Origin of the sequence: Limnohabitans sp. B9-3, from assembly GCF_002778325.1 — a bacterium.
Taxonomy (GTDB): Bacteria; Pseudomonadota; Gammaproteobacteria; order Burkholderiales; family Burkholderiaceae_C; genus Limnohabitans; species Limnohabitans kasalickyi.
In genome coordinates this window covers 31,761-44,604 of sequence record NZ_NESI01000001.1, presented here as the reverse complement: position 1 = coordinate 44,604, position 12,844 = coordinate 31,761, and the positions used below count along the sequence as shown (strand labels likewise).

The following is a 12,844-nucleotide window of genomic DNA, read 5'->3' as shown; positions in this document are numbered from 1 at the left end:
CGTTTCGTTGTCATTGCCTCCATTGCCAAAGCCTGCGTGCCACGCCACACCGCTGAGCTGCTGAGCCAACTCCAACATGCCGATGGCGTGTTGGTGTCGGTCGACAGCGTGCAAGGCTCTGGCCCACGCGAGGTGGGTGCTTGGATGGCGGTGTTCCCACAGACTTTGGTGAACACCATTGGTGGTGGGCATTTGGAGTTTCAGGCCATCACAGAGGCACGTGCTTTGATGGCGCGTCCCGCGCATGTCAACCCCTCTGACAGTGCTGTACCGTCTGCCAACGGCAACCTCGCATCACCACCCACCCACGAAGACAACGCACTCACCACGCGCTACGCCTTGGGTCCCGCCTTGGGCCAGTGCTGCGGCGGCGTGGTGCATTTGAAGTTTGAGCGCATCAGCGCTGCCGACGCGCCCGCACTCAAACAACGCTTGTTGGCTGGTGGCCAACCCCTTGCACTGTTTGGCGGCGGTCATGTAGGCCGCGCCTTGGTCAACGTGCTCAGCGCCTTGCCCTATAACGTCCAGTGGGTCGACAGCCGCGACGAAATTTTCCCCGCACAGCTACCTCCTAATGTGATGTGCGAGCACTCTGACCCGGTGCATGCGGCCGTGGCCGATTTGCCCAGCGGTGCAAGCGTGCTGATCATGAGCTTTAGCCACGCCGAAGATTTGGATGTGGTCGCTGCATGCTTGAAACGCCAACGTCTGCAAGGCGATTTGAAATTTGTCGGCCTCATTGGCAGCAAAACCAAGTGGGCCACGTTTCAGCATCGCCTCGAGTCCAAAGGCTTTAGCGCCGAGGAATTGGCTTTCATCACATGCCCCATTGGTGTGAGTGGCATCACCGGCAAAGAGCCCGAAGTCATTGCGGTGTCGGTGGCCGCGCAGTTGCTACAGCTGCGCTGAGGTTCAATCTCAGTCCTTCATCACCTGTTGCATCAGGGCACGCACTTTGCTCAGCAACGGTGGTTCGGTGCGCGATGCCATGGTGATCAGGCCAAAACGTGCGTTGGCGTTCAGGGCGGGTGAGAGGTCGATTTCCACCAAATCAGGGGCTGACGCACGGATAGCCAGCACGATGGCGTCGCTGGTCCGCGCCACATCCAGCAAGCTCGATATTTCTTCACAGCGCAAATTCACCAAGGTGTCGGGGTGCGCTTCTGCGCCAAATTTCTCGATCAGCAATCGCGCCACTTCATCGCTCAAGGGTGTGGAGGCAATAGGGTAGTCACGCAGTTGTGCAAAGCTGACCTTGCGATTTTTTGCCAACGGGTGGCCACGGCTGCACATGAACGTGCCTTTCATTTCCTGCATGGCTTCGATCTTCAAGTCGGTGGCCGGTTTGAGCGAGCGAATGTCCAGCACCAAGGCGTCGAGCGTGCGCTCGCGCAGGGCTTGCACCAACAGCGCTGTGCTGCCACGCGAAATATCGATGTGCGCTTGCGGGTGTTCTGTGGCCATCATCATGAGTAAGGGTGTCATCAGCATGGCACCCGGACCTGAACCGAGACCTATCCGAAATTGACCGATCTCGCCTTTTTTCAGCTGCAGACTGGTTTGGCGCAACTCGTTGGCCTCGTCCACCAAAACGCGCGCGCGTTGCACGATGTGTGCCCCAAATGCGGTGAGCTCGTTCTTGCGGCCTACGCGGTCGAACAAGGGTTGCCCCAATTCATCTTCGAGTGCTTTGATGCTGCGACTCAAGGCCGGCTGTGTGAGGTAAAGCTTGCTGGCTGCTTGGCTGAAAGAGCCGCTGGTGGCGAGTTCGATCAAATGCTTGAGTTGAACCAAAGTCATGTCAGTTCCAATCTATGCATAAAAGTTATGCTAATTTACATAAGAATGCATTGGACATTATAGAAATGGCTTTTTACGATGCAGCCATAACAACCACTTTGGAGTCGAGACATGTCAAATCAATTCAACCGCTGGGCCGCTTTGTTGAGCGGTTTGTTCTTGGCGGGCGCGGTGTGCGCGCAAAGCTACCCCAGCAAACCCGTCACTTTGATGGTGCCTTACCCCGCAGGTGGTTTGTCAGATGTGATTGCCCGCACCGTCAACAACACCTTGTCTAAAAACTTTGGACAACCGGTGATCATCGAAAACCTAGGCGGTGCCAGCGGCTCCATCGCTGCGCAAAAAACATTGAACGCCCCCGCAGACGGTCAGATCATTTTTCAAGGCTCTCCCAACGAGTTGATCTTGGCGCCCTTGGCCATCTCGGCCGTGAAGTTCAAGAGCGAAGACTTCCGTTTGGTGCAAATGATTGCCACCGCACAAATCGGCTTTTTGGCACGCAAAGATTTGCCCGTGAACAACGTGGATGAGTTTTTAGACTACGCCCGCAAAGAAGCCAAAGCAGGTCGCCCCATCACTTACGCCAGTGTGGGGCCAGGCTCGTTCTACCACCTGCTGGGCGAGCATTTGTCCAAAGTCACCGACATTGAAATGACCCATGTGCCCTACAAAGGCGCAGCCCCTGCCAACCAAGATTTGTTGGGCGGTCAGGTGGATATTTTCTTGGCCCCATTTGGCAAGGCGTATGACGAATTGCAAAAGCAAGGCAAGCTCAAAGTGTTGGCCATGCTCAACCGTGAGCGCTTGGAATCGGTGAAAGACTACCCCGCCATCAGCGAGAGCAAGTCTTTGAAAAACTTCACGTTCAGCATTTGGACTGGCTATTTCGTCAAAAAAGACACGCCTGAAGCCACGGTGCAAATCATCCACAAAGCCATCACCGATTCACTGACAGACCCCGCTGTGCGCAGTGGCTTAGAAGCCAACAGCCAGTTGGTAGCAAAGCCCTTGTCGCTGCAAGAAGTGGGCAAAGCGTACACGGACGGCACGGCGCAGTTCCGTGCCATTGCCAAGTCGATCAACTTGCAGCCCCAGTGACATGACGTACTTACGTGATGCCTTGACCGATCGCGTGGGTGAGTTCATTCAGCTGCGCCGCGACATTCACCGACACCCCGAGTTGGCGTTTGAAGAACACCGCACCTCCGATTTGGTGGCCGCCAAGTTGGAGAGTTGGGGCTATGCCGTGCAACGCGGCTTGGGCGGTACCGGTGTGGTCGGGACTTTAAAGCGCGGCACCAGCGCACGCCGCCTCGGGCTGCGCGCCGACATGGATGCCTTGCCGATTCAAGAAGCCACCGGTGCTGAATGGGCCAGCGTCAAACCGGGCCTCATGCACGCTTGTGGTCACGACGGTCACACGGCCATGTTGTTGGCGGCGGCTAAAACCATCGCGCAAGACCAGACGTTTGACGGCACTTTGAATTTGATTTTCCAGCCTGCCGAAGAAGGCGGTGGCGGTGCTGTGCGCATGATGGCCGATGGTTTGTTTGAGCAGCACCCGTGTGACGCTGTGTTTGCCATGCACAACATGCCCGGTACGCCCGTGGGGCACTTTGTGTTTCGCGATGGCGCGGCCATGGCGTCCAGTGATTACGTCACCTTGCGCATTCACGGCATGGGGGGGCATGGGGCCATGCCGCACCGCGCGGCGGACCCTTTGGTGGCCGCGGCTTCGATCGTGATGGCGCTGCAAACGGTGGTCTCGCGCAACGTTGACCCGTTGCACACGGCGGTGGTCACGGTGGGCGCTTTGCATGCGGGTCAAGCCAACAACGTCATTCCGGCATTGGCGACCTTGGAGCTCAGTGTGCGTTCACTGGACCCCGAGGTGCGTCGTTTGCTAGAGCAGCGCATCAAAGCCTTGGTGGCCGCGCAAGCCGAAAGTTTTGGCGTGAGGGCCGAGATCGATTGGCGACCCGGCTATTGCGTGTTGGTCAACTCGTTGACTGAAACCGACTTTGCGCGCCAAGTGGCACTCGACTTGGTGGGGCCTGAGCGCGTCACCTTGCACGGTCCTGCGCTCACGGGCAGTGAAGACTTTGCCTTCATGCTCGAAAAAGTACCTGGTAGCTATTTGCTCATCGGCAATGGTGACGGCGACTCTGCGGGCGCGTGCATGGTGCACAACCCCGGCTACGACTTCAATGACGACAACATCGCCACGGGTGCGGCCTACTGGGTTGCGCTGGTGGAGAGGTTTTTCGCTCAGTAGAATGATTTGAAATTCACCCGACCTCGTGTCGGCGTGTGATCGGGAGAGACTGCCAACGCCAACGCGTGCTGGGCAGCGCCGAAGGAGCAACCGCCCCGGAAACTCTCAGGCAAAGGGACCGATCACACGTTATTAACTCTGAAGAGCTGCTGGCGCGTTCGTCCGTCAGTGCACCGAAGGAGCAAGCGATCCGTGTAAAGCGGCTCGTGAATCTCTCAGGTCCAGAAACAGAGGGGGCGCTCTAAGTATGCGGCTTGCGTGCTTGGGGCTCAATCCCCTCGACGTTTTTGAAAGCTCAGTTCCTATGAAAACAATCGCAGTCATTGGTGGCGGCATCACGGGTGTCACGACCGCCTACGCCTTGGCCAAACGCGGCTTTGCCGTGACTTTGTTCGAGCGTCACCGCTACGCCGCCATGGAAACCTCGTTCGCCAACGGTGGCCAGCTCTCGGCGTCCAACGCTGAAGTGTGGACGCACTGGTCCACCATGCTCAAGGGTTTGAAATGGATGCTCAAGAGCGATGCACCGCTGTTGGTCAACCCCGCACCAACTTGGCACAAGCTGTCTTGGTTTGCCGAGTTCATCGCCGCTATGCCCCATTACGAACGCAACACAGTCGAGACCGCGCGTTTGGCCGTGGCCGCCCGTGAACATTTGTTTGCGTGGGCGCAAGAGGAGGGCATCGACTTCGACCACAAGCGCGAAGGCATCTTGCACATCTACCGCGACAAAAAAGGCTTTGACCACGCGGGCAAAGTGTCTGTCATGCTGGCCAAAGGCGGTTTGCCACGTCGTGCGGTCTCGCCTGAGGAAATGAAAGCGATTGAGCCCACCTTGGCGGGCACGTATTACGGCGGCTACTTCACCGAGAGCGACTCGACGGGCGACATTCACAAGTTCACCCATGGCTTGTCATTGGCTGCAGCGCGTTTGGGGGTGCGCACCTTGTACGGCCAAGATGTCACGTCGGTGCAGACCACGGGCCAGCAAGCAGTGGTCACCGTGGCACAACAAAACGCCACACCCAGCGTGCACACTTTCGATGGGGTCGTGGTTTGCGCAGGCGTGGCAAGCCGTGACTTTGCCGCGCAACTGGGCGACCGCGTGAACATCTACCCCGTGAAGGGCTACTCCATCACCGTCAATCTGAACGATGAGGTAAGTCAAGCAGGTGCACCGCAAGTGAGCTTGTTGGACGATGAAACCAAGTTGGTGACCAGCCGTTTGGGCCTCAACCGCTTTCGCGTGGCGGGGACAGCCGAGTTCAATGGCATTGACCGCGACATTCGTGCCGATCGGATTCGGCCCTTGATTGCTTGGGTGGAGCAATGCTTTCCTCGCATTGACACCCGCTCTGTCGTGCCTTGGGCCGGTTTGCGCCCCATGATGCCCAACATGATGCCGCGTGTGGGTCGCGGTAAAGCGGCCAATGTGTTTTACAACACGGGCCACGGCCACTTGGGCTGGACGCTGTCAGCGGTCACTGCCGATATGGTGGGCAACGTGGTGGCGGAGTCAGCGAAGCTTGGCCGTTGATAAATCGAACTGCGGCTCAGGCGTGGCCAAGGCCATGCCTTCTAGCGTTTGCACCAGTAACTCGGCCAGCACCAAATCGCGGTAAGGCTTGCGGTCTGCGGGGATGACGTACCAAGGGGCCAAGGGCGTGCTGGTCGCGGACATGGCGTCTTGGTAGGCTGCCATGTAATCGCCCCAGAGTTTGCGGTCCTCGAAGTCTGAGGCTTGCAATTTCCAGTGTTTGCTCGGGTCATCCAATCGCGCTTGCAGGCGTTTCTTCTGCTCGCTTTTCGAGATGTGCAAAAAGCATTTGAGAATCGTCACGCCTGAGTCATTCAACATGGCTTCGAAGTTACGGATATGTTGGAAGCGTTGCTCCCATGTTTTTTTCTCGATCCAACCGCGAACACGCGTGACCAACACGTCTTCGTAGTGGCTGCGGTTGAACACGGCAATATCCCCGAACGCTGGTGTTTTGGCGTGAATGCGCCACAAAAAATCATGCCGCTTTTCTTCTTCACTGGGTGCACCAAACGCCTCGGCGCGCACGCCCAGTGGACTGACGTGCGTAAAGACGCTGCGAATCACCCCGTCTTTGCCCGAGGTGTCCATGCCTTGCAGCACCAGCAGCACGGCCTTGCTTTTGCCCGCATGCAACATGCTTTGCAATGCATCCAGCCGCTCACCTTGCTTTTTCAAGGCATGTCCCCACTCAGACGCTTGCGCCGAATCGTTTGAATCGGGTTCGGTGTTGATGTCGTCCAGCACCAATTTGGCGTTGTGCTTCACGCGTAACTGGGTGTGTTTATGGCTTGACATGAGGACTTTCAAAAATCGTCGAGAGGGTTCAGTGTAGGCAACCTTGGGTTTCCCCCATGCCACAGCCCTTTTCTTGGCGACAAAAACTGTATACACTTCTGAACACCTGTCGCAGCGGAGCAGAGCTTTGACCAAGCCCTAGTTCGCGACCCTCATGTCTTCACAGTGCCCGCAGTGGTGAACGACAAACTTTGAACCCAGTGATTGAGGTCTCGACATGGACGCATATTTTTTAGACTGGGCCAACCTGCTGTTGCGTTGGGTGCACGTCATCACCGCCATTGCCTGGATCGGCTCTTCGTTTTACTTTGTCTTTTTAGACAACAACCTCATCAAACCCAACTCACCCGACCTGCTGGAAAAAGGTGTGGACGGCGCGATGTGGGCCGTGCATGGCGGTGGTTTTTACAACCCGCAAAAGTACATGGTGGCTCCGAAGAAGATTCACACCAAGCTGCATTGGTTTTATTGGGAAAGCTATTCCACCTGGCTCACAGGCTTTGGCTTGTTCACGGTGCTTTACTTGTGGAACGCGGGCACGTTCTTGATTGACAAGTCGCTCATGGATTGGTCGCCTGCGGCAGCCATCACGGCAGCACTCAGTTTCTTGGTCGCGTTTTGGTTCATCTATGACGTGGTGTGTCGTGTGTTTGGCTTCCGTGAAAACGGCGAGCGAACAGTGGCTTGTTTGATGATTGTGGTGGTAGCGTTTGCGGCTTGGTTGTCATGCCAGCTGTTCGCAGGACGCGCGGCCTTCCTTCTGGTGGGCGCGATGATTGCCACGGCCATGAGCGCCAACGTGTTTTTTTGGATCATCCCTGGCCAACGCAAAGTGGTGGCTGCCATGACCTCAGGCGTGGCGATGGATCCCAAAGAATTGGCCACACACGGTAAGCGCGGCAAGCAGCGCAGCGTGCACAACACCTATTTCACGTTGCCTGTCATTTTTGCGATGCTCAGCAACCATTACAGCTTTTTGTACACACACAAGAACAACTGGATCACCTTGGTGATGATGATGTTGGCGGGTGCCTTGATTCGCCAGTTCTTTGTGCAACGCCATGGTTACCATTTGGGCCGCGCCAAGAATCCGCTGCCGTTTGCCATTGCCGGCGTGGTGATTTTGCTCAGTGTGATTGTGTGGATGCGGCCAGCGCCTTTAACCGTGCCAGCGCCAGTTAGCACGGCACCAGTGACCTTCGCCGAAGTGAATGCCATTTTTGTGCAGCGCTGCCAAAGCTGCCACGGCGAACAAGTGCAAATGAAAAATGTGCGCTTGGATACGCCCGATGGCGTCAAGCAACATGCCTTGGGCATTTATCAACAAGCAGTGGTGACCCAACAAATGCCCATGAACAACGCCACTGGCATCACCGAGGCCGAGCGTGCGGTGATCAAGCGTTGGTACGAGGCTGGCGCTGCCTTGCAATAACCCGCTGCAAGGTTGTGGGAACAAGGTCGCTGTCTATACTCTCGCGACTTTGATCCATCTCTCGAATCTCCCATGAAACTGCGTTCGTTTTTGGCAGTCGTTGGCACATGCGTTTGTGCTGCTACTCAAGCCGGTGAAGTGACCGTTGCCGTCGCTGCCAACTTCACCGCACCCATGCAAAAAATTGCTAAGTTATTTGAGCAAGACACGGGACACAAAGCGCAGTTGGCCTTTGGCGCCACGGGCAAGTTCTACGCGCAAATCAAAAACGGTGCGCCGTTTGCCGTCTTGTTGGCAGCGGATGATGAAACCCCCGCCCGCTTAGAAAAAGAAAGTTTGGCTGTAACAGGCACGCGCTTCACTTATGCCGTGGGACGCTTGGCGTTGTGGAGCAAAAATCCCACCTTGGTGGACGACAAAGGCGAGGTGCTGCGCAGCAGTAACTTTGACAAACTGGGCATTCATAAAATCGCCTTGGCCGACCCCAAGCTTGCACCTTATGGCGCAGCCGCTTTGGAGGTGATGACGCATCTTGGTGTGTTGCCCGCTATCAAGTCGAGGCTGGTTCAAGGCGAAAGCATTGGCCAAACCTACCAGTTTGTCAGTACCGAAAACGCGCAACTCGGTTTTGTGGCCTTGTCGCAAATCTCATTCGAGGGCCGTATCACGCAAGGTTCCGCGTGGGTGGTGCCGCCAAGCATGCACACGCCCTTGAAGCAAGACGCGGTGTTGCTCAACGTAGGCAAAGACAACCCAGCTGCTTTGGCCTTGCTGAAATACCTCCAAGGCGACGCCGCCAAAGGCCTCATTCGCAGTTACGGCTATGCGCTTGCCAATTGACACAGCCATGGTGGTGACGAAGCACTTGCCTAGTAAAGTGTGGCCATGAATTTAAGTGTCGAAGATGTCCAAGCCATTGCGCTGACGCTGCAACTCGCCAGCGTTACCACGGTGTTGCTGCTGTTGCTGGCCACGCCTGTGGCTTGGTGGCTGGCGCACACGCGCTCTGCTTGGCGCGCGCCTGTGGCTTCGCTCGTTGCGCTGCCTTTGGTCTTGCCGCCCACGGTGTTGGGTTTTTATTTGTTGATCGCCTTGGGTCCCAATGGCCCCATTGGCCACTTCACGCAGTGGGCGGGGTGGGGCACCTTGGCGTTCAGCTTTTGGGGCTTGGTATTGGGCTCCATCGTTTATTCCCTACCGTTTGCCGTGCAGCCGTTGGTCAACGCGTTTGAAGCCATGGGCACTCGCCCGATGGAGGTGGCAGCCACCTTGCGGGCGAGCAAGTGGGATGCGTTCTTCACCGTGGCCGTGCCCTTGGCCAAGCCTGGTTTTGTGATGGCTGCCATGCTGAGCTTTGCCCATACGGTGGGTGAGTTTGGTGTGGTGCTGATGATTGGCGGCAACATCCCCGACAAAACGCGCGTGGTGTCCACCCAAATTTATGGCCATGTGGAGGCGATGGATTATTCCCAAGCGCATGGTCTTGCCGGTGTGATGTTGGTGTTTTCGTTTGTGGTGTTGTTGGGTTTGTCGTGGTTTAACCGTCGTCCTCATCGGCACGCCAATCGTGGCCAAAAGGTGGTGGCATGAACCTCCATTTGCAGCTCGATATGGCACGCGCCGACTTTGATGTGTCGGTCGATGTGCAGTTGCCCGCGCATGGCATCACAGTTATTTTTGGCCCCTCGGGCTGCGGCAAAACCACGCTGCTGCGTTGCGTGGCTGGGCTAGAGCCCTCGGCCCGTGGCGTGGTGCAACTGGGCCATGAAGTTTGGCAAGACGACGCTAAAGGTGTGCGCCTGCCCACGCACCAACGTGCCTTGGGCTATGTGTTTCAAGAAGCATCGCTGTTTGACCATTTGGACGTGGCGGGCAATTTGGCCTATGGTCACCAACGCGCTGAAAAGCAGAGTCGTAACGCGATGAGCCAAGCCGTGCAACAGCAAACCATCGAGCTGCTGGGTATTGGCCACTTGCTCAAGCGCCGCAGCCACGAACTTTCGGGGGGCGAGCGCCAACGCGTGGCCATTGCCCGTGCCTTGGTCACGCAGCCGCGCTTGTTGTTGCTCGATGAACCCTTGGCTTCGCTCGACCACGCGCGCCGACAAGAAGTGCTGCCGTGGTTAGAAAAGCTGCGCGATGACTTGAACATACCCATGCTTTACGTCACCCACGCGGTAGACGAAGTGGCCCGCTTGGCCGACACGCTCGTGGTGATGAACGAAGGGCGCGTGCAAGCCAATGGCCCTGTGGCCGAAGTGCTGACCCAAGCCAATCTACCCGTGGTGGTGGGCGAGGATGCAGGCGCGTTGCTCACAGGCATCGTGCTAGCCATCGACACCCAGTGGCATTTGGCCCAAGTCGGCTTTCCCGGTGGTGCACTGTGGGTGCGTGACAGCGGCTTAGCAGTGGGCCAAACCGTGCGTCTGCGCGTGCTGGCGCGTGACGTGAGCGTGACCCTGCAAGAGGCCACACACACCAGCATTCAAAACCACGTGCCCTGCGTGGTGGACGCCATCACGCCCGATGCGCACCCATCGCAAACCTTGCTGCGCTTGCGCTGTGGCAACACGGTGCTGCTGGCGCGCGTCACTGCGCGTGGGGTGCATGAGCTGGGGCTGCAGGTGGGCATGAACGTTTGGGCGCAGGTGAAATCAGTGGCATTGGTAAAGTAAAACCCATGCCTTGCTCTCAAGCCCTGACTTATTGCAATTGAACAGACAACGACTTGAATCAATGAGGAATTGAAAATGAAAATCGTAGAAATCAGAGAAGTCACCTTGCCGATCAGCTCGCCGATCCGCAATGCCTACATCGACTTTAGCAAAATGACCTTGAGCCTTGTTGCCGTCATCACCGATGTGATTCGCGATGGCAAGCCTGTGGTGGGCTATGGCTTTAACTCGAACGGTCGCTACGGGCAGGGGATGTTGATGCGCGAGCGATTCATCCCTCGCGTGCTGGAAGCCAAGCCTGAGAGCTTGCTTGACGACAGTGGCAACAACCTAGACCCTCATAAGATTTGGGCCACGATGTTCACCAATGAAAAGCCAGGTGGACACGGCGAACGTTCGGTGGCCATGGGCACCATCGACATGGCGGTGTGGGACGCTGTTGCCAAGATTGAAGGCAAGCCCTTGTTCCAGTTGTTGGCAGATCGCTATGGCAACGGCCAGCCCAACCGCCGTGTGTTTGTGTACGCGGCAGGTGGTTATTACTACCCGGGCCAAGACCACGAAAAGCTCAAAGACGAAATGCGAAGCTACATCGACCGCGGCTACTCGGTGGTGAAGCAAAAAATTGGTGGCGCTTCTTTGGACGAAGATTTGCGCCGCATCGACTCGGTCTTGAGCGTGCTGCAAGACGGCCAAAAATTGTGCGTCGATGCCAACGGTCGCTTTGACCGTGACACCGCCGTGGCCTATGCCAAAGCCTTATCGCAATACGATTTGTTTTGGTACGAAGAGGCGGGCGACCCACTCGACTATGAGCTGCAACAAACCCTGCGCAGCTACTACAAGAACCCCATGGCCACCGGCGAAAACCTGTTCTCCATGCAAGACGCGCGCAACCTCATTCGCTATGGCGGCATGCGCCCTGACCGCGATTGGTTGCAGTTTGACTGCGCTTTGAGCTATGGCTTGGTGGAGTACCTGCGCACCTTGGACATGCTCAAAGAGCACGGCTGGTCAGCCAGCCGTTGCGTCCCGCATGGTGGCCACCAAATGTCGCTGAACATCGCGGCGGGTTTGGGGCTGGGTGGCAACGAAAGTTACCCAGATTTGTTCCAACCCTTCGGTGGCTTCCCAGATGGCGTGAAGGTGGAGAACAGCTTCATCAGCATGCCAGATCTGCCGGGCATTGGCTTTGAGGGCAAGTCGGATTTGATCAAGGTGATGCAGGATTTGTCGCGTTAATTAACCTTGAAAGATCCTAAGGCGTTGGCTGTTCAACGCGATAGAGCAAAACATTCACAGCCTCAATTCGCTTAATTTTTGTTGCTGAACAAGTTGTGAATGATTTGCCGCATCCAGATATGTGCCGAATCCTTCTGAAAGCGTTGATGCCAAAACAAGTGCACATCAATCACAGGTGATTTCATAGGGGTCGGTACATACCGAACCTCGCCATGTTGGACAAAAAATTCTGCAAGATCTTTGGGGACTGTGGCCACCAAGTTAGACGTTTCGATGATGGGGAGCAGGCTCATAAAGTGCGAAAGCTCAACCACTACACGCCGTTTGATCCCCTTGCTTTGTAAAAAATGTTCAAAAAGGTGTTCACGTCCATCGGGTTTAACAACGGCGTGTGAAGCTTGCAGGAATTGCGTATTTGTTATTTTGTCTCCCACATCGGGGTGTTTTTTTCTAACTAAACAGACATGCGTGTTGGTGATGAGCTTCTGCTGAAAAAATCCAGCTTTGTGCAGGTCTGGAAAATATCCGATGGCCATGTCTGCCGAGCCAGACGCTAATGAATCTGCAGCCGCCTCTCTTGGCATTGCCAAGGTTCTCAGGTTGAGGTGTGGCGATTTCACAGCCAACTCCGATAGCAGTCGGGGTAAAAAATTAACCTCAGCAATATCAGGCGTTACCAGTGTGAACGTTCGATCGGTGGCTGAAGGATCAAACTTTTTAGGCAGCAAGATGTCGGTCTTTATGGTTTGCACCACCAGACGTATGCTTGGACTCAAAGCCTGTGCTTTCGGTGTTGGTGCCATGCCTGAGCCCGTCCGAACGAAGAGCTGATCGTCAAATAAGACGCGAAGTCTTGAAATTGCCGCACTCATCGCGGGTTGGCTGAGCTTGATGGCCTCAGCAGCTTTGGTTACATTTTGCTGCTGCAGCATGGCATCAAACACCACCAAGAGGTTCAAGTCTAAAGATCTAATATCCATAGGGTGGATATTATGTATTCATAAAATTGACTGGACGAATGATAGAGCGCTCCCTAGACTCCTTCGAACAAATTAACTTGCCAGTCCGGTTGGCATGAAAACATT

At 56.1% G+C, this 12,844-nt stretch carries 12 protein-coding genes and 1 riboswitch; of the genes, 9 read left to right on the top strand and 3 right to left on the bottom strand.

All coding sequences use genetic code 11. The features are described 5' to 3' along the window. Positions 1-36: 36 nt before the first annotated feature. Positions 37-909, top strand: coding sequence for a xanthine dehydrogenase accessory protein XdhC (xdhC, locus tag B9Z42_RS00230; protein ID WP_100131337.1), 873 nt, complete (start codon positions 37-39; stop codon positions 907-909). A gap of 9 nt (positions 910-918) precedes the next feature. On the opposite strand, the gene B9Z42_RS00225 is transcribed toward xdhC, so the two are convergent. After that, positions 919-1,800 carry a LysR family transcriptional regulator gene (locus B9Z42_RS00225; protein WP_100131336.1) on the bottom strand — a complete coding sequence of 294 codons (882 nt, stop codon included), beginning with the start codon at positions 1,798-1,800 and terminating at the stop codon, positions 919-921. A 111-nt stretch (positions 1,801-1,911) separates the two neighbouring features. Here B9Z42_RS00225 and B9Z42_RS00220 point away from each other — a divergent pair, with 111 nt between their 5' ends. The 3 genes from B9Z42_RS00220 to B9Z42_RS00210 all read left to right on the top strand — a co-directional run bounded on the left by B9Z42_RS00220 (position 1,912) and on the right by B9Z42_RS00210 (position 5,612). Further along, positions 1,912-2,898 (top strand): tripartite tricarboxylate transporter substrate binding protein, encoded by a 987-nt coding sequence (locus tag B9Z42_RS00220; protein WP_100131335.1) that lies wholly within the window; start codon positions 1,912-1,914, stop codon positions 2,896-2,898. Between the two features lies 1 nt (position 2,899). Next, complete coding sequence (locus B9Z42_RS00215; RefSeq protein ID WP_100131334.1) at positions 2,900-4,075, top strand: M20 aminoacylase family protein; 1,176 nt, start codon at positions 2,900-2,902, stop codon at positions 4,073-4,075. Between the two features lie 30 nt (positions 4,076-4,105). Next, positions 4,106-4,206: riboswitch (glycine riboswitch) on the top strand. Positions 4,207-4,379: 173 nt separating this feature from the next. Then, a complete protein-coding gene (locus B9Z42_RS00210) occupies positions 4,380-5,612 on the top strand; it encodes a D-amino acid dehydrogenase (RefSeq protein WP_100131333.1) in 1,233 nt (410 codons plus the stop codon). On the opposite strand, the gene B9Z42_RS00205 is transcribed toward B9Z42_RS00210, so the two are convergent. Next, on the bottom strand, positions 5,592-6,410 hold the full coding sequence (locus B9Z42_RS00205; RefSeq protein WP_100131332.1) for a PPK2 family polyphosphate kinase: 819 nt from the start codon (positions 6,408-6,410) through the stop codon (positions 5,592-5,594). The two genes, B9Z42_RS00210 and B9Z42_RS00205, sit on opposite strands and share 21 nt — an antisense overlap. A gap of 217 nt (positions 6,411-6,627) precedes the next feature. Here B9Z42_RS00205 and B9Z42_RS00200 point away from each other — a divergent pair, with 217 nt between their 5' ends. The 5 genes from B9Z42_RS00200 (at position 6,628) to B9Z42_RS00180 (ending at position 11,759) form a co-directional block, all read left to right on the top strand. Then, entirely contained in the window at positions 6,628-7,842 is a 1,215-nt protein-coding gene (locus tag B9Z42_RS00200; RefSeq protein ID WP_100131331.1) for a urate hydroxylase PuuD, read from the top strand. 72 nt (positions 7,843-7,914) lie between these two features. Next, complete coding sequence (modA, locus tag B9Z42_RS00195; protein WP_100131330.1) at positions 7,915-8,682, top strand: molybdate ABC transporter substrate-binding protein; 768 nt, start codon at positions 7,915-7,917, stop codon at positions 8,680-8,682. Between the two features lie 45 nt (positions 8,683-8,727). Then, a complete protein-coding gene (gene modB, locus B9Z42_RS00190) occupies positions 8,728-9,432 on the top strand; it encodes a molybdate ABC transporter permease subunit (protein WP_100131329.1) in 705 nt (234 codons plus the stop codon). Then, entirely contained in the window at positions 9,429-10,517 is a 1,089-nt protein-coding gene (modC, locus tag B9Z42_RS00185; protein ID WP_100131328.1) for a molybdenum ABC transporter ATP-binding protein, read from the top strand. The genes modB and modC overlap by 4 nt, the downstream gene beginning before the upstream one ends. 75 nt (positions 10,518-10,592) lie before the next feature. Further along, positions 10,593-11,759: a mandelate racemase/muconate lactonizing enzyme family protein gene (locus B9Z42_RS00180; RefSeq protein ID WP_100131327.1), complete on the top strand. Its 1,167-nt coding sequence runs from the start codon at positions 10,593-10,595 to the stop codon at positions 11,757-11,759. 71 nt (positions 11,760-11,830) lie between these two features. On the opposite strand, the gene B9Z42_RS00175 is transcribed toward B9Z42_RS00180, so the two are convergent. Continuing rightward, positions 11,831-12,718 carry a LysR family transcriptional regulator gene (locus B9Z42_RS00175; RefSeq protein ID WP_158235875.1) on the bottom strand — a complete coding sequence of 296 codons (888 nt, stop codon included), beginning with the start codon at positions 12,716-12,718 and terminating at the stop codon, positions 11,831-11,833. Between the last annotated feature and the right edge of the window lie 126 nt (positions 12,719-12,844).

What these genes read in the sequence shown, in the direction of transcription:
- modC (WP_100131328.1), top strand. Translation starts at nt 9,429, where the DNA reads ATGAACCTCCATTTGCAGCTCGATATGGCACGCGCCGACTTTGATGTG.
- B9Z42_RS00180 (WP_100131327.1), top strand. Translation starts at nt 10,593, where the DNA reads ATGAAAATCGTAGAAATCAGAGAAGTCACCTTGCCGATCAGCTCGCCG.
- B9Z42_RS00205 (WP_100131332.1), bottom strand. Translation starts at nt 6,410, where the DNA reads ATGTCAAGCCATAAACACACCCAGTTACGCGTGAAGCACAACGCCAAA.
- modA (WP_100131330.1), top strand. Translation starts at nt 7,915, where the DNA reads ATGAAACTGCGTTCGTTTTTGGCAGTCGTTGGCACATGCGTTTGTGCT.
- modB (WP_100131329.1), top strand. Translation starts at nt 8,728, where the DNA reads ATGAATTTAAGTGTCGAAGATGTCCAAGCCATTGCGCTGACGCTGCAA.
- B9Z42_RS00210 (WP_100131333.1), top strand. Translation starts at nt 4,380, where the DNA reads ATGAAAACAATCGCAGTCATTGGTGGCGGCATCACGGGTGTCACGACC.
- B9Z42_RS00225 (WP_100131336.1), bottom strand. Translation starts at nt 1,800, where the DNA reads ATGACTTTGGTTCAACTCAAGCATTTGATCGAACTCGCCACCAGCGGC.
- B9Z42_RS00220 (WP_100131335.1), top strand. Translation starts at nt 1,912, where the DNA reads ATGTCAAATCAATTCAACCGCTGGGCCGCTTTGTTGAGCGGTTTGTTC.
- B9Z42_RS00215 (WP_100131334.1), top strand. Translation starts at nt 2,900, where the DNA reads ATGACGTACTTACGTGATGCCTTGACCGATCGCGTGGGTGAGTTCATT.
- B9Z42_RS00200 (WP_100131331.1), top strand. Translation starts at nt 6,628, where the DNA reads ATGGACGCATATTTTTTAGACTGGGCCAACCTGCTGTTGCGTTGGGTG.